The sequence below is a fragment of the Rhodoferax sp. RT4P68 genome (genome assembly GCF_056521305.1).
The window spans coordinates 348,817-372,744 of the sequence record NZ_JBWMBB010000005.1 but is presented as its reverse complement, the minus strand read 5'-3'; the positions used below and the strand labels follow the sequence as shown (position 1 = coordinate 372,744).

Here is a 23,928-nt window from a genome sequence, read left to right as displayed (position 1 = left end):
CTTGCTCTGCCACCGGATTCTTCATGTCAACTCGACCGTTCACCGTTCCCCGCCGCACTGTCATGTCGTGCTCGATTGCGGGCCTGTTTCTCGCGCTGTCCGCTTGCGGCGGTAGCGATGCCGACCCGGCACCCGCGCCGGGCGCCCTGCCGGCCCAGGCCACGCTCGCAATCCTGGAAACCACCGACCTGCACAACAACATCCGCAGCTACGACTACTTCAAGCTGGCAGAAGACAAGTCCTATGGCTTCGAGCGCACGGCTGCCCTGGTGCGCCAGGCGCGCAGCGAGTTTGCCAACACCTTGCTCGTGGACAACGGCGACACCATCCAAGGCACGGCGCTGGCCGACTATGAGGCCGTGGTCCAACCCATCGCCTGCGAGCAGCCGCTGTCCATGTACAAGGCCATGGCCGCGCTCAAGTTCGACGCCGGCACGCTGGGCAACCACGAGTTCAACTACGGCCTGCCGTTCCTGAACCAGGTGCTGGGCGGCGGCCTCGATGTGGAAGGTGTGGACGCCGCGCGCAAGTGCGCCGGCCCGGGCTTCCCGATGGTGCTGTCCAACGTGTACAGCAGCAAGACGCGCGCTCCGCTGGTGCAGCCCTATGCCATCCTGGAGCGCACGCTGGCCGCGCGGCGCGACGACGGCACGCAGGTCACGCTTCCGATCAAGATCGGTGTGATCGGCTTCACCACGCCCGGCATCCTGAACTGGGACAAGCGCTTCCTGGAGAACAAGGTCTATGTCAAAGGCGCGGTCGAGTCCGCGTCCAAGCACGTGCCCGAGCTACGCGCCAAGGGCGCCGACATCGTCGTGGCGCTGCTGCACGGCGGCATGGACGCGGCGGCGTACACGCCCGGTATGGAGAATCCGGGCCTGTATGTGTCCAAGGTGGCCGGCATCGACGCCATGGTGATGGGCCACCAGCACAGCGTGTTCCCCGACAAGGCCGCCACGCCCGCGTTTCGCCAGGCCGGGGTGGACAACGTCGCCGGCACGGTCAACGGCGTGCCTGCCGTGATGGCCAGTTCCTGGGGCAAGGCGCTGGGCGTGATCCAGCTGGCACTGCGCTGGGACGGCGCGAAGTGGGTCGTCGACAAGTCCGCCAGCAAGAGCGAACTGCGCAACATCCAGACCGGCACGGACGCGACCGGCAAGGCAGTCTATGTCGACGCCGACGCCAGCATCGCGCCGCTGGTCGAGGCCCAGCACCAGGCGACAGTGGCGTATGTGAAGCAGCCCATCGGCAGCACCGACTTCCGCATGAGTACGCTGTTTGCCGACGTCGGCGACCCAGGCGCGATCCAGATCGTGAACCTGGCGCAGCAGGCGTATGTGGCGGCCTACATCCAGGCCAGCCTGCCGCAGTACGCCAGCTTGCCGGTGCTGTCGGTGAGCGCCCCGTTCAAGTCCGGTTTCCAGGGCGCGGCCGACTACACCGACGTGGCGGCCGGTCCGCTGGCCATCTACAGCGCGGCCGACCTGTACCTCTACCCCAACACGGTCTACGCCGTGAAGGTGAACGGCGCCGACATCCGCACATGGCTGGAAGCGGCCGCCAAGCGCTTCAATCGCATCGACCCGGCCAACACCGCCGAGCAGGCGCTGATCAGCAGCTTTCCGGGCTACAACTTCGACATGTTCACGACAGCCGATCTGCAATACGAAATCGACGTCACGCAGGCTGAAGGCAGCCGCGTCCGCAACCTCGCCTACAAGGGTGCGCCCATCGACGCGGCGCAAGAGTTCGTGATCGCGACCAACAACTACCGCGCCACCAGCGGCCGCAGCTTCTCGCCCAAACTCGACGGCTCCGGCACGATCTGGGCCTCGCCGGACGCCAATCGCGACGTGCTGATCGACTACATCCGCAAGAACCCCGACGTCACGCGCGCATCCAGCGGCGCCGCCCGCAGTTGGCGCTTCACGCGCGTCGTGACGGCCGGCCCGGTGGTGTTCAGCTCAGGGCCTGCTGCATTGCCGATCGCGCAGGCCGCAGGGCTGGGCAACGTCTCGTTGCTGGCAGCGGACGATGGTTCGGGCAAGGGGACGTCGAAGTACGCGATCGACCTGTCGCAGTAAAGCGCGCAGGCGTCTTGTACCGCCTACCGGTGCAGCGCCAACGCCCCGATGCGCCGGTCGATGTCCGCCACCATGCGCTTGTACGGCGCTGCCTCCACCGTGCCGAAGCGGCGCTTGAACTCCGCCTCCTGCAGAAATTCCGGCAGGTCGCGCACCGGCGGCAACAGGTCCTGGTCGTTCAGGCCAGCGGCCAGCCGGCGCTGCAGGCGCTGCTGCGCAGAGGCCGGGCCCACGGCCAATTCGCCGAGGCGCACGCCGGCACGGTCGGCTGCCAGGTCGGCGAACGAAAAGCCGCTGCCGCCACGCGCGTCGTCGCTTTCCTTGTACAAGCCCACCGCGTCGGCCAGCGGCGTGCCGGCTGCTGCGGCCAGCGCGGCCGAGACGATGAAGTGCTGGGCCAGGTCATGCCGGCCGGCCAGCAGCACGCGGCGCGGCACGGGCGCCGGCCACTCGGCCGCTGCCGGCACCACCGCCGCCAATCCCTTGCCGTTGACATAGAAGGCAGCGGCCACCAGCGCCGCGCGCCGCTCCAGCGCCAGCCGCTCCGGGTCGGCACCGCGCCCGGCACGCTGCGTGGCCAGGTCCAGCAGCGGCTGCAGAACCTGGTGCAGGCCCAGGCCGTCGCCGACCTCGGCGCCCAGCGTCACCAGCCGCGCCTGGTAGGCCTGCAGCCGTTCGGTCTCCTCAGGGTCGACCAGGCGCGCCTTCAACTGTTCGGGCAGCGCCTCGTTCCAGGTGTAGACCACGCTCAGCACTTCGGGCGTGATGCGTACGCGCTGCACGGCATCCGTCGCCGAGCCATAGGCCGGGTCTTGTTGCAGCCAGCGCACGGCCAGCGCCATGGCCCAGCCGTTCAGGCGCTGCGGCACCTGCAGCCGGCCCAGGCGCAGGCTGTCCAGCCGCGGCAGGCCGCCGGTGTCCACCAGCGCGGCGTCGATGTTCAGGTAGCTGCCAAAAGGGTTGCTGGGCAACGGCAGGCTGGCCTGCAGCGTGGCCTGGCTTTGCTGCAGCACCAGGCGGGCGTTGCCGTGGGCAGCGCGTTGCGCGGCGTAGCCCAGCACCAGGTCCAACTCCTCCTGCGTCAGCGTGATGGTGCGCAGCATGCCGCTGCGCGCCTGGCGCGGGTCGTTGCGCTCCAGCAGCCGGCGGGCGCGCTCGACGGTGGCGCTGGTGGGCGCGGCGGCGCGTGCCACGCTGGGGTGGTTGTCGGTGCAATACCAGGCCAGGCCCAGCAGGGCCACAAAGCCCAGCGGCAACGCGACCGCTGCCAGCAGCAGCAGGGCGCCGAGCCATTTCGAGAGAGTGCGCATCGCCGCATGCTAAGCGACGGCCCCGGCGCGTCTCGGGCGCGGTCGGTTGGGGTGACGATGAAGATGTCCCGCAGGTGCGCGCGCCGCGAGGACTTGTCCAGCGTTGCCTTAAATCGGCGTGGGGGTCGGCAGCGGTCCGGTGGGCCCGCTGGGCGGCGTCTGTACCGGTTCCACAGGCCCGGGCGGGGGCCCGGGGGGCATGGTGGCCATGGCCAGCACGCCGGGCGGCGGTGTTGCCCCCGGTTGCAGGTGCAGGGGCGCTGACGGGGATGGGACGTTGGGCATGCAGTCTCCTGGTCGGGTGGATCGTCGTGACAGCTTCGCTGCGCACGCCGCCAGCGTCGCCCGGCCGGGCGCCTCTTGCTCTGTAGTCGCCCACCGACGCTGCCCGTGGGAGCGCGGGGATCGAGGCGCAGGATGCCCGCGCGCAGCCTTAAGGTTCTCTTCATCACGCGGCGATTCAATGGCGGCTCCGGCATCTGCCGGCTTCTCACCCCATGACCAGAGGAACCCCCATGAAGACGCTGATCCTTGCCCCCTTGCTGCTTGCCCTGTCTGCCGCCGCCGTCGCCGGCCCCGCGTGCACCGCGCCCAAAGAGAAGTGGATGGCCGAATCCGATTTCCGCAAGGGCGTGGAAGCCCAGGGCTACCAGATCAAGACGTTCAAGGTCAGCCGCGGCCAGTGCTATGAGATCTACGGCTTCGACAAGACTGGCAAGAAGGTCGAGATCTACTTCGACCCGGTGACCGCCGCCGTGCTCGAAACCAAGTAGCCGCAGAGCGCCGCAGCCCAGGCCATGGCCGTCCATCTGCCTGCGCAGTCCGTGCCCGTCTGGGACCGGTTCGTGCGCCTGTTCCACTGGTCGCTGGTGACCAGCGTGCTGCTGAACCAGTTCGTGCTGGAGGCGGGTGAGACGCCGCACCAGTGGGTCGGCTACACGGCGACGGCGCTGGTCGCGGCGCGCATCGTCTGGGGCTTTGTCGGCACCCGGCATGCGCGCTTCGTGGACTTCTTCCCGAGCCCCGCGCGCCTGTACCGCCACCTGCAGGCGCTGCGGCGCGGCACCTTGCCGCACTACGAGGGCCACAACCCGTTGGGCGCGCTGATGATGCTGGCCTTGATGGGCCTGGTGCTGGCCCTGGGCGTCACCGGCTGGATGCAGACGCTGGACGCCTTCTTCGGCGATGAACGGCTGATGGACGTGCACGAGTTGCTGGCCGACGCGCTGATCCTGTGTGCGGGCCTGCACGCGGCCTCTGCCCTGCTCATGGGCCGGCTGGAGCGCACACGCCTTGTCAAGGCCATGGTGACCGGCGTCAAAGAGCGCTGGTAGGTCCGCGCGGGCCGGCGTGGGACGCCGCAGGGCACATGTTTCGCATGACAATTGACGCCCCCGTTGAGAGAACCGCCACCATGGACATGCCCGCCCACCAACTCACGATGACGGTGCTGATGACACCCGACACCGCCAATTTCTCAGGCAACGTGCACGGCGGCACCATCCTCAAGCTGCTGGACCAGGTGGCCTACGCCTGTGCGGCGCGGTATTCCGGCAGCTACGTGGTCACCCTGTCGGTGGACCAGGTCATGTTCCGCGAGCCGATCCGCGTCGGCGAACTGGTGACGTTCCTGGCCTCGGTCAACTACACCGGCACCTCGTCGATGGAGATCGGCATCAAGGTCATCGCCGAGAACATCCGCACCCAGGCCTCGCGCCATGTGAACAGTTGCTTCTTCACGATGGTGGCGGTCGATTCGGAAGGCAAACCGGTGGCGGTCTCGCCGCTGCGCCCGTTCTCGCTGGACGAGCGGCGCCGCCACGCCCAGGCCAAAGAGCGCAAGGAGTTGCGGCGCGAGCTGGCCAAGCGGTCAGAGGAGATTCGGGCGCAGGAGCCGGGCTGAGAGCGCTTCAGCCTCGCCCCCGCCACCCCGGCCTATCCGACGCATCGATCGCCTGCGCCAGCGTGCCGAACGCCGGCCCGATGCGCTCTGCCGGCACGCTGGCATAGCCCAGGATCAGCCCGCGCCGCGCCGCGCGCGCCGTGCTGTAGTAGCCGCTCAGCGCGCGTGTGAGGATGCCTAGCTCCAGTGCCTTGCCGACCACCGGCAGGTCGTCCTTCAGGTGCGGCAGCTCCAGCGCCATGTGCAGGCCCGATTCGCCGCCGTGCACCGGGAAGCGCTCACCGTAACGCGCCTGCACCGTCGACAGCAGCACCTCGCGCCGCTCGGCATACAGCCCGCGCATGCGCCGGATATGCGAGCCCAGGTAGCCCTCGTCGATGAATTCCGCCAGGATCGCCTGCGTCATCATCTGCCCCTCGCGGTACAGCTCGGCAATGCCCTGCGCAAACAGGTCGGCCATGGTGCCGGGCACGACCATGTAGCCCACGCGCATGCTGGGAAACAGCAGCTTGCTGAAGCTGCTCACGTAGATGACCTGGCCATGCCGGTCCAGCCCCTGCAGTGACGCCAGTGGGCTGATGCCGTAGCGGAATTCGCTGTCGTAGTCGTCCTCCACGATCCAGCAGTCGTGCTGGCGCGCGTACTCCAGCAGCATGCGCCTGCGCGCCAGGCTCATCACGCAGCCCAGCGGGTACTGGTGCGAGGGCGTGCAGATGATGAGGCGCGGCGGCTTCGCCAGGTGGCGCGGCGTCGGGTGCATGCCCTCATCGTCCACAGGGATGGGCACCGTCTTCAGGCCGGACGACAGCAGCAGGTTGCGGATGCCCCAGTAGCACGGCTCCTCGATCCACACTTCGTCGCCCACGTCGCACAGCAACCGGATCGCCAGGTCCAGCGATTGGTGGATGCCGGTGGTCACGATCACCTGCTCGGGCAGGCAGCTGGCCGCGCGCGCCACGCGCAGCCAGTCGGCCAGCGCCCGGCGCAGCGGCCGGTAGCCGCCTCCCTGGGCATAGGTCATCAGCTCGGGGCGGATCTCGCGCCACACGCGGTTCTGCAGCCGGTTCCAGGTCTTCAGCGGGAACTCGGTCACGTCCGGCACGCCGGGCATGAAGGCGCCCCACTGCTGCTTGCCCACGCCCGCCAGCTCGATGGTGCGCCGGCCGCGGCGCGACAGGCGCTGGTGGTCGCGCAACGGCCGGCGGCCGGGGCGCAGGTCGATCTCCAGCAGCCGCTCGGGGCTGGTGTCGGCCACGTAGGTGCCGCTGCCGCTCTGCGCCAGCACATAGCCCTCGGCATGCAGCTGCTCGTAGACCTGCGTCACCGTGTTGCGGGCAATGCCCAAGTCCGCGCCCAGCGCGCGCGAGGACGGCAGCTTGGCCCCGCTGGCCAGCTGGCCCGAGAGGATGGCCTGCTGCAGCAGCTGGGCCAGCCGGCGGTAGGTCGGCTCGGCCGATGGGTCCTGCAGGCGGGCGCGTAGCCATTCGGCCAGGGTCGCTTCCATTGCCCATTCCCTTCGTGTAAACCCGTAAAAAGTGGCTCCATGGAACTGTAGCAAATGGCTCTGCATGAACGGACCAACGCCTGCGCATACTGGGCCACCGATTCACTGGAGCCCCCCATGGACAACCTGTCATTGCAGCAGCGCCGCCAGGCCGCCACCCCGCGCGGCGTGGGTGTCATGTGCTCGTTCTACGCCGACCGCGCCCGCAATGCCGAGCTGTGGGATGTGGAAGGCCGCCGCGTGCTGGACTTCGCGGCCGGCATCGCCGTCGTCAACACCGGCCACCGCCACCCCAAGGTGACGCAGGCCATCGCCGCGCAGCTGGAACGTTTCACGCACACCGCCTACCAGATCGTGCCGTATGCGTCGTATGTCGAGCTGGCCGAGCGCATCAACGCCGCCATGCCCGGCACGCACGCCAAGAAGACGGCCTTCTTCACCACCGGGGCCGAGGCTGTGGAGAACGCCGTCAAGATCGCCCGCGCCGCCACCGGCCGGCCGGCCGTCATCGCCTTCGGCGGCGCGTTCCACGGCCGCACGCTGCTGACCATGGCACTGACTGGCAAGGTCGCACCGTACAAGCTGGGCTTCGGCCCGTTCCCCGGCGACATGTACCACGTGCCGTTTCCCAGCGCGCTGCATGGCGTCACGCCCGCGCATTCACTGGCTGCGCTGCAGCAGCTGTTCAAGAGCGACGTGGACCCGAACCGCGTGGCCGCCATCATCATCGAGCCGGTTCAGGGCGAGGGCGGCTTCAACCCCACGCCTGCCGCCCTGATGCGCGGCCTGCGCGAGATCTGCGATGCGCACGGCATCCTGCTGATCGCCGACGAAGTGCAGACCGGTTTCGCCCGCACCGGCAAGCTGTTCGCCATGGAGCACTACGACGTGCTGGCCGACCTCACCACCTTCGCCAAGAGCCTGGCCGCCGGCATGCCGCTGTCCGGTGTGTGCGGCCGCGCCGAGATCATGGATGCGCCAGCCCCTGGCGGCCTGGGCGGCACCTACGCCGGCAACCCGCTGGCGGTGGCTGCCGCCCATGCGGTGCTGGATGTGATCGCCGAGGAAGGCCTGGCCGCGCGCGGCCAGCGCCTGGGCGACCAGCTGCAGGCGCACCTGAACGCCCTGCGCAGCGCGGTGCCGCAGATCGCGGAAGTGCGCGGCCTGGGCGGCATGGTGGCGGTGGAGTTTCTGGACGCGAACGGCGCCCCGGACGCCGCCTTCACCCAGCGCGTGCAAGCCCGCGCGTTGGAGCGTGGCCTGCTGCTGCTGACCTGCGGCAGCTATGGCAACGTGATCCGCTTCCTGTTCCCGCTGACCATCCCCGACGCGCACTTCGACGAAGCGCTGGGCATACTGCAAGCGGCGCTGACCACCTGAAGCCGGCGCCAGCCACCGCACGGAGACCCAGCCCATGAGCGCTCTACCCCTGTCCGCAGACACCGCGCACGACGACTTGCTCGTCAGCTTTCGCGGCGTGAAGAAGACCTACGACGGCGAGCACCTGGTCGTCAAGCACCTGGACCTGGACATTCGCCGCGGCGAGTTCCTGACGCTGCTGGGCCCCTCGGGGTCGGGCAAGACCACCTGTTTGATGATGCTGGCCGGCTTCGAATTTCCCACCGGCGGTGAGATCCGGTTGGACGGCAAGCTGCTGAACCGCGTGCCGCCGCACAAGCGCAACATCGGCATGGTGTTCCAGAACTACGCGCTGTTCCCGCACCTCACGGTGGCGCAGAACGTGGGCTACCCGCTGCAGGTGCGCGGCATCACCGGCGATGCGCGCACGCGCCAGGTGCACGAGGCGCTGGCCATGGTGCACATGGAGAAGTTCGGCGCGCGCTACCCCGGCCAGCTCTCGGGCGGGCAGCAGCAGCGCATCGCCCTGGCCCGCGCGCTGGTGTTCAAGCCGCAGCTGGTGCTGATGGACGAGCCGCTGGGCGCGTTGGACAAGCAGCTGCGCGAGCACATGCAGATCGAGTTGAAGGCGCTGCACCGCCAGCTGGGCATGACGTTCGTCTACGTCACGCACGACCAGAACGAGGCGCTGACCATGAGCGACCGCGTCGCCGTGTTCGACCAGGGCGTGATCCAGCAGCTGGCGCCGGTCGATGCGCTGTACGAGACGCCGGACAACCTGTTCGTGGCCGGCTTCATCGGCGACAGCAACCAGCTGCGCGGCGAGATTGCGGCGGCGCCCCACGGCGGCCCCTGCCTGCTGGCGCTGCCCGGTGGCCAACAGGTGCAGGGCCTGTCGGTCGGCACCGCCCAGGCCGGCCGCCCCGCTACCGCCAGCATTCGCCCCGAGCGCATGCGCCTGGTCACGCCCGACATGCCGGCCAGCGGCGCCCGCATACGCGGCCAGGCCGCCGGCGTCATCTACTTCGGCGACCACGTGCGGCTGCAGTGCGCGTTCGAGCAGCAGCCCACCTGCTTCGTCAAGGTGCCACTGGGCACACCGGCGCTGGCGCAGATCACCACCGGCGACGCGGTCACGCTGGAGTTCGACCCCGAGCACCTGCGCGTCTACACCTGAACGCGCCCGTTCGCTCCTCCGTCCGCCCCCCGTTTTCGTTCCCCCACCCCGTAACATCCAGAGGCAACCCCATGGCCATCCCCACCTTCCTGCGCACCCTCAGCATCGTTTCCGTTGCCGCCCTCGCATCCGCCGGCGCCACGGCCAAGGACATCACCGTCGTCAATTTCGGCGGTGCCAACGGCAATGCCCAGCGCGCCGCGTTCACGCAGCCGTTCGAGAAGGCTACCGCCCACAAGGTCATCGCCGTCGAATACAACGGCGAGCAGGCCAAGGTCAAGGCCATGGTCGAGGCCAACCGCGTCACCTGGGACTTGGTCGAGGTCGAGAACGGCGACATCGGCCGCGGTTGCGACGAGGGCCTGTACGAGAAGATCGACTACGCCAAGCTCGGCGTGCCCAAGGCCGATCTGCTGCCTGCCGCCGCCACGGAATGCGGCGTAGGCTTCTTCATCTGGTCCACCGTGCTGGCTTATGACGCCAGCCGTTTGAAGACCGCGCCCAAGGGCTGGACCGATTTCTGGGACGTGAAGAAGACCCCCGGCAAGCGCGGCATGCGCAAAACGCCGGTGGGCAACCTCGAATTCGCACTCATCGCCGACGGCGTGCCCGCCAAGGACGTCTACAAGCAGCTGGCCACCAAGGCCGGTGTCGACCGCGCGTTCAAGAAGCTGGACGAGCTCAAGCCCAATATCCAGTGGTGGGAGGCCGGCGCCCAGCCGCCGCAGCTGCTGATCGCCGGCGACGTGGTCATGTCCACCGCCTACAACGGCCGCATCGACGCTGCCCGCCGCGAAGGGCGCAAGCTGGACATCGCCTGGGACGGCAACCTGTACGACATGGACTTCTGGGCCATCCCCAAGGGCTCGCCCAACAAGGATGTTGCGCTGCAGTACATGGGCTACACGCTTGCCGCCGCGCAGCAGGCCAACTACTCCAGGAACATCGCCTACGGCCCCACCAACCAGACCGCGCTGAAGCAGCTGGACGCCAAGGTGCTGGCCGACCTGCCCAACGCGCCGGCCAACAGCGCCAACGCGGTGATGATGAACGGCCAGTTCTGGGCCGACCATGGCGAAGAGCTGAACAAGCGCTTCACCGCCTGGGCGGCCAAGTAAGCGCCCTGCGCGTCGGATTGCGCAAGAGGCCGCCATGTCCCACGAAGCCGCATTGACGCCAGCCACCGCGTTGGCCGAACCTGCGCTCGCGCCCCCGCAGCGCTCCGCCAGCGTGCCCTCGGGCGACGTGCCGCAGCGGCCCGACGACGTGCGCCAGTTGAAGCGCGCACTGCGCCGCGCCGAGTGGCGCCGCAAAGCCCAGGCACTGACGCTGGTGGCCCCGCTGGCGCTGTTCCTGTTGATCGTGTTCGTGGTGCCGATCGCCACACTGCTGCAGCGCGCCGTGGCCAGCCCCGAGGTGCACGACGCACTGCCGGCCACCGTTGCGGTGCTGGCCGCGTGGGACCGCAAGGCCCTGCCCGGCGAGAGCGCCTTCACCGCGCTGGCCAGCGACCTGGCCGCCGCGCGCGAGCGTGACGGCGTGGGCAATCTGGCGCGCCGCCTCAACAACGAGATCAGCGGCTACCGTTCGCTGATCACCAAGACCGCCAGGGCGCTGCCGCTGGAGGGACCGGCACAGCCCGCACTCGTCGCGCTGGACGAGCGCTGGGGCGATGTCGCCTACTGGCGCGCCATCGCCAAGAACGGCGCGCGCAACACGCCGTTCTTCCTGCTGTCCTCGCTGGACTTGAAGCAGGACGATTTCGGCAAGATCGAGAAGGCCGAGCCCGATGCCGCGATCTACCTGGACATCTTCGGCCGCACGCTGTGGGTCTCGGCCGTGTGCACGCTGCTGACGCTGGTCATCGCGTTCCCGCTGGCGTACTGGACCAGCACGCTGCCTCCGCGCGGCGCCAACCTGGTCATGATCTGCGTTCTGATCCCGTTCTGGACATCCGTGCTGGTGCGCATCGCCGCGTGGATCGTGCTGCTGCAGCGCAACGGCGTCGTCAACTCGGCGCTGCAGGCGGGCGGGCTGATCGACGAGCCGCTGGCCCTGCTGTTCAACCGCACCGGCGTCTACATCTCGATGGTGCACATCATGTTGCCCTTCATGATCCTGCCGCTTTACAGCGTCATGAAGGCCGTGCCGCCCACCTACCAGCGCGCCGCCATCTCGCTGGGCAGCCACCCGTTCGCCGCGTTCTGGCGCGTCTACGTGCCGCAGACCTATGCGGGCGTGGCCGCCGGCGTGCTGCTGGTCTTCATCACCACCATCGGTTACTACATCACGCCCGCGCTGCTGGGCGGCCCGGGCGACCAGATGGTGAGCTACTACGTCGCCTACTACACCAACACGACCGTCAACTGGGGCATGGCCTGCGCGCTGGGCGCGCTGCTGTTGGCCGCCACGCTGGTGCTGTATGCGTTCTACCAGCGCATCGCCAAGCCCGGCGCCACCACCGTGCGCTGAGGAGCCATCGCATGACCCGCTTGCTCCCCACCTTCCCGCCCTACACCTCGCTGGCCGAACGCGCCTGGTACTTCGCGCTGCGCGGCATCTGCGTGGCCGTGCTGATGTACCTGGTGCTGCCGATCTTCGCCATCGTGCCGCTGTCGTTCTCCAGCAGCAGCTTCATGGCCTACCCGATCCCCGGCTGGTCGATGCGCTGGTACCAGAACCTGTTCGAGGCGCCGGAGTGGATGCGCGCCGCGAAGAACAGCTTCATCGTCGCGCCGGCCGCCACATTGATCGCCACCGTGCTGGGCACACTGGCCGCCACCGGCCTGGCCAAGGCCGAGTTTCGCGGCAAGGGGCTGTTGATGGCCGTGCTGATCTCGCCCATGGTGGTGCCGGTGATCGTGGTCGGCGTCGGCATGTATTTGTTCTTTGCGCCGCTGGGTTTGTCGGACAGCTACACCGCGCTGATCCTGGCGCATGCCGCGCTGGGCGCGCCCTTCGTGCTGACCACCGTGCTGGCCACGCTGCAGGGCTTCAACCACAACCTGGTGCGCGCCAGCCTGTCGCTGGGCGCCAGCCCGTTCACCACGTTTCGCCGCATCACGCTGCCCATCATCGCGCCAGGTGTCATCAGCGGCGCGCTGTTCGCGTTCGCCACCTCGTTCGACGAAGTGGTGGTCACGCTGTTCCTGGCCGGTGCCGAGCAGGTGACTTTGCCGCGACAGATGTTCACCGGCATCCGCGAGAACATCAACCCGACGATTGCCGCGCTGGCCACCATCCTGATCGTGATGTCCACGGGCCTGCTGCTGACGTTGGAATGGCTGCGCGGCCGCATGGCGAAGAAGACGCGCGCCTGACGATTCCCTTCACCCAAAAGCCTTCCCCATGCTCCAACTGAAGAACCCCTCCCTGCTGCGTCAGCAGGCCTACCTCGACGGCCGCTGGGTCGACGCCGACAGCGGCGCCACCATCGCCGTGACCAACCCCGCCACCGGCGAGACCATCGCCCGCGTACCGCAGATGGGCCAGGCCGAGACGCGCCGCGCCATCGCCGCGGCCGACGCCGCCTGGCCCGCCTGGCGCCGCCAGACGGCCAAGCAGCGCGCTGCCATCCTGCGCCGCTGGCACGATCTGATGCTCGCCAACGCCGACGATCTGGCCGCGATCATGACGGCCGAGCAGGGCAAGCCACTGGCTGAGGCCAAGGGCGAGATCGGCTATGCCGCGTCCTTCATCGAATGGTTCGCCGAGCAGGGCAAGCGCGTGCAGGGCGACACGCTGGCCACGCCAGCTGCCGACAAGCGCCTCATCGTTCTGAAAGAGCCCATCGGCGTCTGCGCCGCCATCACACCGTGGAACTTCCCGGCAGCGATGATCACGCGCAAGGCCGGGCCGGCGCTGGCCGCCGGCTGCCCCATGGTCGTCAAGCCGGCCGAGGCCACGCCGCTGTCGGCGTTGGCGCTGGCGGTGCTGGCCGAGCAGGCGGGCGTGCCGGCCGGAGTTTTCAGTGTGTTGACCGGCAAGGCGCGCGAGATCGGCGGCGAGATGACGGCCAACCCCACGGTGCGCAAGCTCACGTTCACCGGTTCGACCGAGGTCGGCCGGCTGCTGTTCAAGCAGAGCGCGGACACCATCAAGAAGCTATCGCTGGAGCTGGGCGGCAACGCGCCCTTCATCGTGTTCGACGACGCGGATCTGGACGCGGCGGTGGAGGGCGCCATCGCCAGCAAGTTTCGCAATGCCGGCCAGACCTGCGTCTGCGCCAACCGGCTGTATGTGCAGGCCGGCGTGTACGACGCGTTCGCGGACAAGCTGGCCACGGCCGTGCGCAAGCTGAAGGTGGGCAACGGCATGGAGGCCGGTGTCGAGCAGGGCCCGCTGATCGACGCCGACGCCGTGGCCAAGGTGCGTGCGCACATCATGGATGCCGTTGCGCAGGGCGCGCGCGTGCTGGTCGGCGGCAAGCCGCACGCATTGGGCGGTACCTTTTTCGAGCCCACAGTGTTGGCAGGCGTCACAGCCGCCATGCAGGTGGCGCGCGAGGAAACGTTCGGCCCGCTGGCGCCGCTGTTCCGCTTCGAGACCGACGACGAAGTCATCGCCGCCGCCAACGCCACCGAGTTCGGCCTGGCCAGCTACTTCTTCAGCCAGAACATCCGCCGCGTCTGGCGCGTGGCCGAGCGGCTGGAATACGGCATGGTCGGCATCAACACCGGCTTGATCTCCAACGAGGTCGCGCCCTTCGGCGGTGTCAAGCAATCCGGCCTGGGCCGCGAGGGCTCGCACCTCGGCATGGACGACTACCTGGTCACCAAGTACCTGTGCCTGGGGGGCATGGACGCCTGAGCCTCAGCGCCAGCCAGCGCCGCATGTCCGCGCCGCCATGCGAGGAGGGCGTAGGGCGCATGCGGTGATCCATTCTTCGTCGGGTTGCTGGTGCCGCCTTGGCGCCGGGCTCGGGATGAAGACGCATGGGTACTGCGCTCATTCCTTCGCCAGCAGCGCGCGCCCCGCCTGTGCGTCCAGCGGTTGGCCGGCGCCGGTGGCGGCCAGGAAGGCGTCGAGCACCGAGCCGACGCCGGCGTGTACTGAGGCTTACGGGCAGCCTGCCGGCACCGCGATCTGGTGCTGCTGCGCCAGCTCCCTGGCACGCGCCAGCACCGAGGGCTCGGTGAACGACGGCCCCAGCACCAGGGCGATGAATTTGAAGTCGACGGGTGCCGTCGCGCCCTCCGCAGCCTGGAACAGCGCGGCCACCATCACCGGGCTCTTGCACGACACCCGGATCACGTCGCGGTAGTACGCACGCCACAGGCGGCCAAACACCAGGGGGTTGAGCTCGCGCGTGATGATCCACTCGTCGAACGCGTACTGCCAGTACTTGACGAGGTGCGCGAACTGCGCGGGCTCGGGCATCTCGGTCAGCGTCCAGAACCGTGTGGGCATGGACGCGCGCAGCGCATTGAAGCCGACGCGCAGATTGCGGAACGTGTCGGCGCGCGACGCCAGCAGCGTGAACGACAGGCCCACGAACGCCACCGTGGCCGAGCACGTGAGGATGATTGCCGTCAGCAGCGGCATGCTGAGCCAGCCGAAGAGCACCGGCGACGCCGCCGCTGGCGGCACGGCGCTGGCAGCGAACTGGGCGATGGCGGGAACGGCGGACGTCGACATGGGTGCTGGGCAATGGGTTGGCTATGGCTGCCGGTGGCGGCCTTTGCATCAGTTTAACTGTATTAATAAACAGTAGTTGGCAGCTTTGCAACGGATCGTTTCCGGTCCGGGATTGGCGCTGGAGCCTGTTGCGGGCGGGTTGCCCGATGCGGTCGAGCGCTCTCGTCTGCGCGCGCGATGGGCCGCGCTGTGGGCTCACGTTGCCGGCGCCAGGCCTCGCACCACCTCCGCCAGCAAGCCCTCCACCAGCACGTTCTGCGGCCCCGGTCGCCACACGCCGTACGCCTCCGAGCGCGCCGCCACATCCTGCAGCGGGCGGAACACGGCACCGGGCAGCGCGCAGTGCTGCATCGCCTGCGGCACCAGCCCCACACCCAGGCCCTGCGCCACCATCGACACCACGGCCAGCCAGTGGCGCACCTCGTGCCGCACCTCGGGCAGAAAGCCGGCCTGCGCGCAGATCGCAAGGATGCGCTCGTGGTAGTCCGGCGACGACGCGCGCGCGAACAGCACGAAGGGCTGCTGGCGCAACGCCGCCGGTGCCAGGACGCGCTTGCGGGCCAGTGCGTGGCCGGCCGGCACGCAGGCGACGAAGGGCTCGTCCAGCAGCAGACGCGAGGCCAGCTCCTGCGGCAGCCGCGCCATGTGCATGAAACCCAGGTCGAGCCGGTCGTGCAGCAGCTCGGTGATCTGCTCGGCCGAGTTCAGCTCCGCCAGGCTGATGCGCACGGCCGGGTGCTGCGCCTGAAACGCGCGCAGCGCCTGTGGCAACCCGCGGTACAGCATCGCGCCGACAAAGCCGATGCGCAGGCTGCCGGCCGATCCGGCGGCCACGTCGCGCGCCTCCAGCGCCGCCTCTTCGGCCTGGCGCAGCAGCCGCCGGGCGGAAGCGCGCAAGGCCTGGCCGGCCGGCGTCAACCGCACGGACTTGCTGTTGCGCTCGAAGAGCCGCGCGCCCACGCTGTCTTCCAGCTGGCGGATGGCCACCGACAGCGGCGGCTGCGAAATCGCCAGCCGCTGCGCAGCGCGGCCGAAGTGCAGTTCATCGGCCAGCACCGAGAAGTAGCGCAGGTGACGCAGTTCCATGGATACGTGATTCCTATTGACCCAGACCAGAACGATATTGGACACGCATCGCCGTGGGTTGCACCATCGCGCTTCCCCTCAAGGTGCCCCCAGGAGACAAGCCATGACCGAAGCCGCCGCACATCCCATCCCCGATCGCCACGGGCAAAACCTTTTCACCACCGATGCCGAACTGCACGGCCTGCTGGCGCTGTACCTGCCCGATGCGCTGCGCCAGCACATGCAGCCGCACTTCGAGCGCCTGGGCGCACTGGCCGGTGGCCGGCTGGACGAGCTGGCCGGCATCGCCGACCACAACCCCCCGGTGCTGGAGCACCGCACCCGCACCGGGCTGGACCAGCAGCACATCGTCAAGCACCCGGCGTATGTGGAGATGGAGCGGCTCGCCCTGTCCGAATTCGCCATGGGCGCCGTGTCGCATCGCGAAGAGAGTTTCGGCTGGCAAGGCAAGATGCCGCCGGCCGTCAAGTACGTGCTGTTCTATCTGTTCGTGCAGGCCGAGTTCGGCCTGTGCTGCCCGGTCTCGATGACCGATTCGCTGACGCGCACGCTGAAGAAGTTTGGGGACGCCGACCTCGTCGCCCGCACACTGCCGCGCCTGACGTCTCTGGATTTCGACGAGCTGGCCCAGGGCGCCATGTTCATGACCGAGCAGGCCGCCGGCTCGGACATCGCCGCCACGCAGACCACCGCCGCGCAGCAGCCTGATGGCAGCTGGCGGCTGGCCGGCGACAAGTGGTTCTGCTCGAACCCCGATGCCGATTTCGCGATGGTGCTGGCCCGGCCCGACGGTGCGCCGGCCGGCATCAAGGGCGTCTCGCTGTTCCTGCTGCCGCGCCGGTTGGACGATGGCAGCCTGAACCACTACCGCATCGTGCGGCTCAAGCACAAGATGGGCACGCGTTCCATGGCCTCGGGCGAGATCCGGCTCGAAGGCGCGGTGGCGTATCTGGTGGGCGAGCGCGGCCGCGGCTTTGTGCAGATGGCCGACATGGTCAACAACTCGCGCCTGTCCAATGGCGTGCGCGCCGCCGGCCTGATGCGCCGCGCCGTGGCCGAGGCCGAATACATCGCCAGCCACCGCCAGGCGTTCGGCAAACGCCTGGCCGACATGCCGCTGATGCAGCGCCAGCTCGACAAGTTGCGCCTGCCGTCCGAGCAGGCGCGCAGCATGGTGTTCCAGACCGCGCAGGCGCTGGCCCGCTCCGACGCCGGCGAGCCGGGTGCCTACGCGCTGCTGCGCATCCTCACGCCGCTGATCAAGTTCCGCGCCTGCCGCGATGCGCGCAAGGTGACCGGCGACGCGATGGAGGTGCGCGGCGGCTGCGGCTACATCGAGGAATGGGCCGACGCACGGCTGGTGCGCGACGCGCATCTTGGCTCCATCTGGGAAGGCACGAGCAACATCGTGGCGCTGGATGTCATCCGCGCCATCCAGCGCGAAGACGCGCTGCCCGTGCTGCAGGCCCATGCGATGGCGCTGCTGCAAGAGACCGACCTGGCCCCCGCCTTCGCCCAGGCGCTGCGCGACGCGCTGGCCCGCGCCGCCGCTTTGGCCCGCAGCGCTGCAGCCGTGGGCGGCGACCGCCTGGCGCGCCAGGCCGCCTCCGGCCTGTACCACGTCACCAGTGCCATCGCCATGGCCTGGGAGGCGCAGCGCACCGGCTCCGCCGACCGCTTGCGCTGGGCGCAGCTGGTGCTGCAACACCGCGTGCTGCCGCGCGACCCGCTGGCCATCGACTGACCCCGCCATTCCATAGGAGACAACCCCCATGCGCATCCTCACCACCGCCCTCGCCACCGCCCTGCTCACCGCCATCCCCACCGCGCAGGCCCAAGCCCAGGCCTTCCCCGACAAGCCCGTGATGCTCGTCGTCCCCTTCCCGCCCGGCGGCCCCACCGACGCCATGGCCCGCACCCTCGCCGCCGAGATGCGCGACAAGCTCGGCCAGCCCATGGTGGTGGAGAACCGCGCCGGCGCCGGCGGCAACATCGGTGCCGACTTTGTCGCCCGCGCCACCCCCGATGGCCAGACGTTGCTCTTCGGCACATCCGGCCCGCTGGCCATCAACGCCAGCCTGTACCGCAAGATCAGCTACGACCCGATCAAGAGCTTCGCCCCCGTCATCCAGGTCGGTCACCTGCCCAACATCCTCGTCGTGCACCCGAGCGTGCCCGCGCAGAACGTGAAGGAGCTGATCACCTACGCCAAGGCCAACCCCGGCAAGCTGAGCTACGCCTCGTCCGGCAACGGCGCCTCGTCGCACCTGGCCGGCGTGCTGTTCAACGAGAAGGCCGGCGTCGACCTGCAGCACATCCCCTACAAAGGCACCGGCCCGGCGCTGAACGACCTGCTGGGCGGCCAGGTGGCCATGAGCTTCACCGATGTGCTGACCGCGCTGCCCTACGTCAAGGCCGGCAAGCTGCGCGCGCTGGGCATTGCCACCGCCACGCGCTCGCAGGCGCTGCCCGAGGTGCCGACCATCGCCGAGCAGGGCGTGACCGGCTACGACGTCAGCGTGTTCTTCGGCATCGTCGCGCCCGCGGGCACGCCGCCTGACCGCATCGCCAAGCTCAACCAGGCCTTCGTCGAGGTGCTGGCCAGCCCCAAGGTGAAGGAGTTGTTCGCCTCGCAGGGGCTGGAGAGCGCGCCCGACCACGCGCCCGCGCAGCTGGCCAAGTTCATCGCGGCACAAAAAAGCAGCTGGGCCGGCGTCGTTCAACGCTCGGGCGCGCAGCTCGATTGAGCGGGAGATCGGACATGACCACTCCAGCCAATACCGGTGCCCTGGCAGGCATCCGCGTGCTCGACCTCTCGCGCATCCTCGGCGGCCCGTACTGCGGCCAGATCCTGGGCGACCACGGCGCCGACGTGCTGAAGGTCGAGCCACCCGGCGGCGACGACACGCGTACCTGGGGGCCGCCGTTCAAGGACGGCGTGGCTTCGTATTACCACGGGCTCAACCGCAACAAGCGCATCCAGCACCTGGACCTGACGGCGCCTGAAGACCGCGACAAGCTGATGGCGCTGGTGCGCGAGGCCGACGTGCTGGTCGAGAACTTCAAGACCGGCACCATGGAGCGCTGGGGCATCGGCTACGCGCAGTTGTCGCAGCAGTTCCCGCGGCTGATCTGGTGCCGCGTCTCTGGCTTCGGCGCCGACGGCCCGCTGGGTGCGCTGCCCGGTTACGACGCCGCCGTGCAGGCCATGACCGGCATCATGAGCGTGAACGGAGAAGCCGGCGGCGACGCGCTGCGCGTGGGCCTGCCGGTGGTCGACATGGTGACCGGGCTGAATGCGGTGATCGGCGTGCTGCTGGCGCTGCAGGAGCGGCACAAGAGCGGCCAGGGCCAGTTCGTCGAAGCCGCGCTGTACGACAGCGGCCTGTCGCTGCTGCACCCGCACGCCGCCAATTGGTTCATGGACGGCCGCGCGCCGCGCCGCACCGGGAATGCGCATCCCAACATCTACCCGTACGACGCGCTGCGCACCGGCACCGATCCGATCTTTCTGGCAGTGGGCAATGACCGCCAGTTCGCCGCCTTCTGCCGCGTGGCAGGCGTGCCGGAGTTGGCGCAGCACCCGGACTACTGCACTGCCGGTGGCCGGTCGGTGCACCGCGAGGCGCTGAAGCCGCTGCTGGAAGAAGCGTTGGCCAAGTTCGACGGACGGCAGCTGGTCGACGACCTGATGGCCGCTGGCGTGCCCGCCGCGCCGGTGTTACCCGTGGACGCGGCGCTGCAGCATCCGCACACGGCACACCGGGGGATGGTGGTGGAGATGGAGGGCGGCTACCGGGGGCTGGGGTCGCCGGTGAAGCTGAGCCGGACGCCGGCGAGCTACCGGTATGCGCCGTTGGCGCAGGGGGAGCGGTTTTTGTAGCGGGGAATCTGGTCGGAGGTGGGCGCTGGGGAAGCTGACTGATGACCACGCCCCCTTGTCTAGCCATCGCACCCGCCGCCTGTACCTGATCTGCTTTGCTCAGGGCGCTTGAACGATGCTGCATCCAGCTTCGGCATTGGGCTTCGCCCAAATATTCACAAGCTCTCAGCCGTGACGACGGCGCGCCAGTGCGAGGCCGGCCAGGCCGGCGGCCAGCAGGGGGATGGAGGCGGGCTCGGGCACGGTGGAGACTTCCAGAATCAGCTGGCGCTGTTCGTCAGTGTTGGTTCTGCCAAATGCCCACAGACCACCAGAAAAGCTTCCGCCGAGGGCGAAGAAGTCAGGCGCCGCATTGATGGCCGCGATGGCACTGTCATTCAGCACGATGTCGGTGAGCGTCGGTGTTGTCGCAGCGCTGGAAGGAAGTGTGGCGCTTCCGTATCCCAAGCCCGTACCCAGGTCTTCGTAGATGCCCAGCGAGTTGAAGTGCAACCCGACGAGGGTTCGAACCGGCGTGACCACGTCAAACAGGGAGTAGATGCCTGGCTGGGGGACATTGCCGTTGCGCAGTCGCAAAACACCGGAGGTCACCGATCCGGCGACCGCACTGGTGTCAAACACGAAGAAGTTGTGATGGGTAGCGTCTGCGTCGACGCCAACGCAACTCGGTGCCGGACAGAAGCCTGCGAGATAGTTCGTGTTGATATTGGCGTGATAACCGCTGTCGGTGTACCAGCCCGAATCAACCCAATTTAGGGTGACCGTGCCCGCGTTGGCAGGGTTCCACAGTAAGGAGGCACAAGTGAACAAAGAAGCAAGAAGACGATACACGACAGTTCCCAATGAGGTTGATCGAATACAAGTGTATTCTTATTGGAGTTTATGTGTAAAGTTGTGCACGATCAACACCGCATTTTTGTGTACACGGAATGTGGCGGCTGAGGGTCAGGTCTCACATTTCCAGACGTTGCATCGCACTTTCGCAACATAGTCTGATGAGTCGCTAGGCAGTGAGTGTGAGAAGGAGCCGCGCGTGCGCGGTCAGGGCCAGTTCGTCGAAGCGGCGCTGGGCGACAGCGGGTTGCGGCCGCCGCACCGCCAACTGGTTCATGGACGGCCGCGCGCCGCGCCGCACCGGAAATGCGCTTCCCATCATCTAGCCGTCCGACGCCCTGCGCACCTGTACCGCCCGAGTCTTCCTGGGGGTCGGCAATGACCGCCAGTTCGCCGCCTTCGGCTGCGTGGCGCCAGCCCGGGCGCTGATCGATGCGCCAGTCGGCGCACTGAAGGCCCCGGCCGGCGCAGCGCGCGCATAGGCGCTGCGCGCCGGCCGGGATGGCGTGTGGCGCGCGGTTCAGTCGGCTGCTCGCGCGCGGGCGGCGCGGCGGCCCAAGCCCACCAGGCCGAGGCCCAGCCCCAGCAACGCCACGGAGGAGGTTTCCGGCACCTCGGCGATCTCCAGGATCAGTTGCCGCCGCTCATCGGTATTGGTGCCGCCGAACGCATGCCAGGCACCCGAATAGCTGCCGCCGAGTGCGAACAGGTCGTCGCGCGCATTGAGCGCAGCGAGCGCCGCGTCGCTGAGCGCCACGTCGATCAGTGCGCTTCCGGTGGTGTCGGTGCGCTCCAGGAAGGCGCTGCCGTAGGCCACGCCAGAGCCCAGATCGTCGTAGGTCGCGAACTGGCCCTCGCCACCCTGCAAAAGCGTCGCGACGGGCGTGGTCACGTCGAACACCGAGTACAGCCCCCGGCTCGCCACGGTTGTGGCGATCTGACGGCCAACTGGCCAGCAAGGCAGCGGTGGCGTCGAACGCGTTACGCTGCAATCCTCTTCTCTTCCCACTGAGTCAAGCCAATGACCTTCTTCAGCAACGAAGCCCCCGACACCCTGTTCAGCCTGCGCATGCCCATGGTGCAGGCCTTTGGCCTGCAAGGCGTGCGCATCGGCGATGACCAGGCCACCGTGCTGATGCCGGCCAACCCCATGCACACCAACAGCCGCGGCGACGTGCACGGCGGCGCCTTCGCGGTGTTGATGGACTGCGTGCTGTCGTGCGCCGCGCGTTCGCACGAGCCGGCGCGCTTCGGCGTCATCACCGTCGACATGTCGCTGCATTTCGTGGCCGGCACGCGCGGCGATGTGGTGGCCACGGCCCGCTGCGAGCGGCGCGGCAAATCGCTGTGTTTCGTGCGCGGCGAGGCGCACGACGCCGACGGCAACCTGCTGACGCTGGCCACCGGCACCTTCAAGCTGGTGGAGCGGGCGCCGGCAGGCGTCTGAGGCTTTCTTTACTGCTGGCGACGACATGCGCACCTGGGACGGCCATTCAAGGACGGTGTCACCCCGTGCCAATCGCCGTCTTCTGCCACGGGCTGTGCGTGCCGATGGTGGCGGAGCATCCGGACGCCTGCGATGCCGGCCGGCGAACGGTGCGCCGCAACGCGCTGGCGCTGCTGGAGGATGCGTTGGCGTTGCCATCTGGCCAGCGCCGCGATGACGCAGTTTGCGCAATGCATCAACGTTGAAGTACACCATGACCATTCTTGGCGTCAGTCATTTGACATTCGTCGTTCGCGACGTTGAGCGCACCGCAACGCTATTGTCAGAAGGGCTTGGGGCGGAAGAAGTCAATGACAGCAAAGCCCACCATCAGTACGCATGCCACACACCGTTGCCCGTCGCCTGATCCCCTCCGACGCCCCGCTGTACCGCGCGCTCATGCTGGAGGCCTTCACGCTGTCACCCGAAGCGTTCACATCGTCTGTAACCGAGCGCCAGAATCTCCCGCTGCAGTGGTGGGCCGCGCGCATGGCGGACGACGCGAACGCAACCGAGTTGGTCGTCGGCGCCTTCGTGGGTGAAGAACTCGTGGGCGCGGCGGGCCTGACGTTCCATCAGAGTGAGCGCACGCGCCACAAGGCCAAGCTCTTCGGCATGGTCGTGCGCCAGGCGGTGCGCGGCCAAGGCATCGGCACGCTGCTGGTCGAGCAGATCCTGCGTTCCGCCCGCGCCTCGGGCCACGTCGAGTTGGTCCAGCTCACGGTCAGCGAGCCCAATCGCCGCGCCATCGCGCTGTATGAGCGCTGCGGGTTCGTCCCCTTCGGCACGGAACCCATGGCCGTCAAGCTGGGTGAGGCGTACATCGCCAAAGTGCACATGTGGCAGCGCCTCGCCGCGCATGAGTCTTGAGCGCTGTCGTCGGCCGCCACGCCTGCATCGACTTGCTCTTGACGCAATGTCGGCATGTAATGACAATTCGGGCATCGTTATTGCGTGGGAGCACCCGAGTCATGATCACCACCATTTCCGCGCGCGACTTTGCGCGCGACTTCGCGCAAGCCAAACGGTCCGCTGGTCAAGGGCCTGTGTTCATCACCGACCGAGGCCAACCGAGGTATGTCCTGATGACCGTGGACGAATACCACCGCAGCACCGGCGCGGGCAAGCGCTCGCTGCTTGCCCTGATGGATGCGCTGCCCTCCACCGAAGGCATCGAGTTCGATCCTGTTCCGTTGAACATGCGTCTGCAGGATCTGGATCTGTGACGCTGCTGCTGGATACCAACGTGCTGTCCGAGCTGAGGCCTGGCAAGCCAGGGCAATCGCCTCGTGTGCGGGCGTGGGCAGCCAGCATCACGGAGTCCGATCTGTTCATCAGCACGGTCACCGTCATGGAGATCGAGCGCGGGGTGCAGTTGCTCGAAGCCAGACTGCCGCCTCAGGGGCAGGCGATCAGGCGTTGGGCGGATGCGGTGAAGCAGGCGTTCCGCTCTCGCATGCTGGCACTCGATGAAACTTCTGCGGCCTGCGCCGCGACGGTCCTGGTGCGCAATCCGACGATGGAAGTCCGCGATGCCATGATCGCTGGCATCGCTCTGGCGCATGGCCGAACGGTAGTGACCCGCAACGTGCGCCATTTCGCGGGCGCGGGCGTGCCGCTGATCGATCCCTGGGAGTATGCGGACGACAGCGGAAGTTGAGGGAC

General features: G+C 68.3%; 24 protein-coding genes. 18 read left to right on the top strand and 6 right to left on the bottom strand.

What is annotated here, in order from left to right; translation table 11 throughout:
- Positions 1-62: 62 nt before the first annotated feature.
- Positions 63-2,084, top strand: a complete 2,022-nt coding sequence (locus AC099J_RS13720; RefSeq protein WP_479615923.1) for a bifunctional 2',3'-cyclic-nucleotide 2'-phosphodiesterase/3'-nucleotidase — start codon at positions 63-65, stop codon at positions 2,082-2,084.
- Between the two features lie 23 nt (positions 2,085-2,107).
- On the opposite strand, the gene AC099J_RS13715 is transcribed toward AC099J_RS13720, so the two are convergent.
- Entirely contained in the window at positions 2,108-3,394 is a 1,287-nt protein-coding gene (locus AC099J_RS13715; RefSeq protein ID WP_479615812.1) for a hypothetical protein, read from the bottom strand.
- Positions 3,395-3,909: 515 nt separating this feature from the next.
- On the opposite strand from AC099J_RS13715, the gene AC099J_RS13710 reads away from it, so the two are divergent.
- From AC099J_RS13710 to AC099J_RS13700, 3 genes are all read left to right on the top strand, one after another.
- Positions 3,910-4,167 (top strand): PepSY domain-containing protein, encoded by a 258-nt coding sequence (locus AC099J_RS13710; protein WP_479615811.1) that lies wholly within the window; start codon positions 3,910-3,912, stop codon positions 4,165-4,167.
- A 24-nt stretch (positions 4,168-4,191) separates the two neighbouring features.
- On the top strand, positions 4,192-4,728 hold the full coding sequence (locus AC099J_RS13705) for a cytochrome b/b6 domain-containing protein (protein ID WP_479615810.1): 537 nt from the start codon (positions 4,192-4,194) through the stop codon (positions 4,726-4,728).
- Positions 4,729-4,808: 80 nt separating this feature from the next.
- Positions 4,809-5,297, top strand: a complete 489-nt coding sequence (locus AC099J_RS13700) for an acyl-CoA thioesterase (protein ID WP_479615809.1) — start codon at positions 4,809-4,811, stop codon at positions 5,295-5,297.
- A 7-nt stretch (positions 5,298-5,304) separates the two neighbouring features.
- Here AC099J_RS13700 and pdxR read toward each other — a convergent pair whose 3' ends face one another.
- Entirely contained in the window at positions 5,305-6,801 is a 1,497-nt protein-coding gene (pdxR, locus tag AC099J_RS13695) for a MocR-like pyridoxine biosynthesis transcription factor PdxR (RefSeq protein WP_479615808.1), read from the bottom strand.
- 117 nt (positions 6,802-6,918) lie between these two features.
- Here pdxR and gabT point away from each other — a divergent pair, with 117 nt between their 5' ends.
- Genes gabT through AC099J_RS13665 form a run of 6 tightly spaced genes read left to right on the top strand, consistent with a single transcriptional unit; the run spans position 6,919 to position 14,146 of the window.
- The gene (gene gabT / locus AC099J_RS13690) at positions 6,919-8,181 is read left to right on the top strand and encodes a 4-aminobutyrate--2-oxoglutarate transaminase (protein ID WP_479615807.1); all 1,263 of its coding nucleotides are present in this window, start codon (positions 6,919-6,921) and stop codon (positions 8,179-8,181) included.
- A 34-nt stretch (positions 8,182-8,215) separates the two neighbouring features.
- The gene (locus tag AC099J_RS13685; protein WP_479615806.1) at positions 8,216-9,337 is read left to right on the top strand and encodes an ABC transporter ATP-binding protein; all 1,122 of its coding nucleotides are present in this window, start codon (positions 8,216-8,218) and stop codon (positions 9,335-9,337) included.
- The gene (locus AC099J_RS13680) at positions 9,334-10,455 is read left to right on the top strand and encodes an ABC transporter substrate-binding protein (RefSeq protein ID WP_479615922.1); all 1,122 of its coding nucleotides are present in this window, start codon (positions 9,334-9,336) and stop codon (positions 10,453-10,455) included. The genes AC099J_RS13685 and AC099J_RS13680 overlap by 4 nt, the downstream gene beginning before the upstream one ends.
- 34 nt (positions 10,456-10,489) lie before the next feature.
- Complete coding sequence (locus tag AC099J_RS13675; RefSeq protein WP_479615805.1) at positions 10,490-11,809, top strand: ABC transporter permease; 1,320 nt, start codon at positions 10,490-10,492, stop codon at positions 11,807-11,809.
- Positions 11,810-11,820: 11 nt separating this feature from the next.
- A complete protein-coding gene (locus AC099J_RS13670; protein WP_479615804.1) occupies positions 11,821-12,657 on the top strand; it encodes an ABC transporter permease in 837 nt (278 codons plus the stop codon).
- Positions 12,658-12,685: 28 nt separating this feature from the next.
- The gene (locus AC099J_RS13665) at positions 12,686-14,146 is read left to right on the top strand and encodes an NAD-dependent succinate-semialdehyde dehydrogenase (RefSeq protein WP_479615803.1); all 1,461 of its coding nucleotides are present in this window, start codon (positions 12,686-12,688) and stop codon (positions 14,144-14,146) included.
- Between the two features lie 249 nt (positions 14,147-14,395).
- On the opposite strand, the gene AC099J_RS13660 is transcribed toward AC099J_RS13665, so the two are convergent.
- Positions 14,396-14,974 (bottom strand): hypothetical protein, encoded by a 579-nt coding sequence (locus AC099J_RS13660; RefSeq protein ID WP_479615802.1) that lies wholly within the window; start codon positions 14,972-14,974, stop codon positions 14,396-14,398.
- A 195-nt stretch (positions 14,975-15,169) separates the two neighbouring features.
- Positions 15,170-16,060 carry a LysR family transcriptional regulator gene (locus AC099J_RS13655; RefSeq protein WP_479615801.1) on the bottom strand — a complete coding sequence of 297 codons (891 nt, stop codon included), beginning with the start codon at positions 16,058-16,060 and terminating at the stop codon, positions 15,170-15,172.
- A 103-nt stretch (positions 16,061-16,163) separates the two neighbouring features.
- Between AC099J_RS13655 and AC099J_RS13650 the strand changes: the two genes are divergently transcribed.
- The 3 genes from AC099J_RS13650 to AC099J_RS13640 are packed head-to-tail and all read left to right on the top strand — an operon-like array spanning position 16,164 to position 19,943.
- Positions 16,164-17,804 carry an acyl-CoA dehydrogenase family protein gene (locus tag AC099J_RS13650; protein ID WP_479615800.1) on the top strand — a complete coding sequence of 547 codons (1,641 nt, stop codon included), beginning with the start codon at positions 16,164-16,166 and terminating at the stop codon, positions 17,802-17,804.
- A 28-nt stretch (positions 17,805-17,832) separates the two neighbouring features.
- Positions 17,833-18,807, top strand: coding sequence for a Bug family tripartite tricarboxylate transporter substrate binding protein (locus AC099J_RS13645; RefSeq protein WP_479615799.1), 975 nt, complete (start codon positions 17,833-17,835; stop codon positions 18,805-18,807).
- A 14-nt stretch (positions 18,808-18,821) separates the two neighbouring features.
- Positions 18,822-19,943: a CaiB/BaiF CoA transferase family protein gene (locus AC099J_RS13640; protein WP_479615798.1), complete on the top strand. Its 1,122-nt coding sequence runs from the start codon at positions 18,822-18,824 to the stop codon at positions 19,941-19,943.
- A 165-nt stretch (positions 19,944-20,108) separates the two neighbouring features.
- Here AC099J_RS13640 and AC099J_RS13635 read toward each other — a convergent pair whose 3' ends face one another.
- Complete coding sequence (locus AC099J_RS13635; RefSeq protein ID WP_479615797.1) at positions 20,109-20,774, bottom strand: VPLPA-CTERM sorting domain-containing protein; 666 nt, start codon at positions 20,772-20,774, stop codon at positions 20,109-20,111.
- Positions 20,775-21,297: 523 nt separating this feature from the next.
- A complete protein-coding gene (locus AC099J_RS13630) occupies positions 21,298-21,678 on the bottom strand; it encodes a hypothetical protein (protein ID WP_479615796.1) in 381 nt (126 codons plus the stop codon).
- A gap of 120 nt (positions 21,679-21,798) precedes the next feature.
- Here AC099J_RS13630 and AC099J_RS13625 point away from each other — a divergent pair, with 120 nt between their 5' ends.
- The 5 genes from AC099J_RS13625 (at position 21,799) to AC099J_RS13605 (ending at position 23,923) form a co-directional block, all read left to right on the top strand.
- Positions 21,799-22,224 (top strand): PaaI family thioesterase, encoded by a 426-nt coding sequence (locus AC099J_RS13625; protein ID WP_479615795.1) that lies wholly within the window; start codon positions 21,799-21,801, stop codon positions 22,222-22,224.
- 253 nt (positions 22,225-22,477) lie between these two features.
- Positions 22,478-22,630, top strand: coding sequence for a hypothetical protein (locus AC099J_RS13620; RefSeq protein ID WP_479615794.1), 153 nt, complete (start codon positions 22,478-22,480; stop codon positions 22,628-22,630).
- A gap of 32 nt (positions 22,631-22,662) precedes the next feature.
- Positions 22,663-23,133 (top strand): N-acetyltransferase family protein, encoded by a 471-nt coding sequence (locus AC099J_RS13615; RefSeq protein WP_479615793.1) that lies wholly within the window; start codon positions 22,663-22,665, stop codon positions 23,131-23,133.
- Between the two features lie 101 nt (positions 23,134-23,234).
- The gene (locus AC099J_RS13610) at positions 23,235-23,489 is read left to right on the top strand and encodes a hypothetical protein (protein WP_479615792.1); all 255 of its coding nucleotides are present in this window, start codon (positions 23,235-23,237) and stop codon (positions 23,487-23,489) included.
- Entirely contained in the window at positions 23,486-23,923 is a 438-nt protein-coding gene (locus AC099J_RS13605) for a PIN domain-containing protein (protein ID WP_479615791.1), read from the top strand. Before AC099J_RS13610 ends, AC099J_RS13605 begins: the two co-directional genes overlap by 4 nt.
- Positions 23,924-23,928: the final 5 nt, after the last annotated feature.

Coding starts and splice junctions, on each gene's coding strand:
- AC099J_RS13670 (WP_479615804.1), top strand. CDS start 11,821: ATGACCCGCTTGCTCCCCACCTTCCCGCCCTACACCTCGCTGGCCGAA.
- AC099J_RS13705 (WP_479615810.1), top strand. CDS start 4,192: ATGGCCGTCCATCTGCCTGCGCAGTCCGTGCCCGTCTGGGACCGGTTC.
- AC099J_RS13620 (WP_479615794.1), top strand. CDS start 22,478: ATGACCATTCTTGGCGTCAGTCATTTGACATTCGTCGTTCGCGACGTT.
- AC099J_RS13610 (WP_479615792.1), top strand. CDS start 23,235: ATGATCACCACCATTTCCGCGCGCGACTTTGCGCGCGACTTCGCGCAA.
- AC099J_RS13710 (WP_479615811.1), top strand. CDS start 3,910: ATGAAGACGCTGATCCTTGCCCCCTTGCTGCTTGCCCTGTCTGCCGCC.
- AC099J_RS13645 (WP_479615799.1), top strand. CDS start 17,833: ATGCGCATCCTCACCACCGCCCTCGCCACCGCCCTGCTCACCGCCATC.
- pdxR (WP_479615808.1), bottom strand. CDS start 6,801: ATGGAAGCGACCCTGGCCGAATGGCTACGCGCCCGCCTGCAGGACCCA.
- AC099J_RS13615 (WP_479615793.1), top strand. CDS start 22,663: ATGCTGGAGGCCTTCACGCTGTCACCCGAAGCGTTCACATCGTCTGTA.
- AC099J_RS13650 (WP_479615800.1), top strand. CDS start 16,164: ATGACCGAAGCCGCCGCACATCCCATCCCCGATCGCCACGGGCAAAAC.
- AC099J_RS13625 (WP_479615795.1), top strand. CDS start 21,799: ATGACCTTCTTCAGCAACGAAGCCCCCGACACCCTGTTCAGCCTGCGC.
- AC099J_RS13715 (WP_479615812.1), bottom strand. CDS start 3,394: ATGCGCACTCTCTCGAAATGGCTCGGCGCCCTGCTGCTGCTGGCAGCG.
- AC099J_RS13700 (WP_479615809.1), top strand. CDS start 4,809: ATGGACATGCCCGCCCACCAACTCACGATGACGGTGCTGATGACACCC.
- AC099J_RS13720 (WP_479615923.1), top strand. CDS start 63: ATGTCGTGCTCGATTGCGGGCCTGTTTCTCGCGCTGTCCGCTTGCGGC.
- AC099J_RS13675 (WP_479615805.1), top strand. CDS start 10,490: ATGTCCCACGAAGCCGCATTGACGCCAGCCACCGCGTTGGCCGAACCT.
- AC099J_RS13685 (WP_479615806.1), top strand. CDS start 8,216: ATGAGCGCTCTACCCCTGTCCGCAGACACCGCGCACGACGACTTGCTC.
- AC099J_RS13665 (WP_479615803.1), top strand. CDS start 12,686: ATGCTCCAACTGAAGAACCCCTCCCTGCTGCGTCAGCAGGCCTACCTC.
- AC099J_RS13655 (WP_479615801.1), bottom strand. CDS start 16,060: ATGGAACTGCGTCACCTGCGCTACTTCTCGGTGCTGGCCGATGAACTG.
- AC099J_RS13660 (WP_479615802.1), bottom strand. CDS start 14,974: ATGTCGACGTCCGCCGTTCCCGCCATCGCCCAGTTCGCTGCCAGCGCC.
- gabT (WP_479615807.1), top strand. CDS start 6,919: ATGGACAACCTGTCATTGCAGCAGCGCCGCCAGGCCGCCACCCCGCGC.
- AC099J_RS13640 (WP_479615798.1), top strand. CDS start 18,822: ATGACCACTCCAGCCAATACCGGTGCCCTGGCAGGCATCCGCGTGCTC.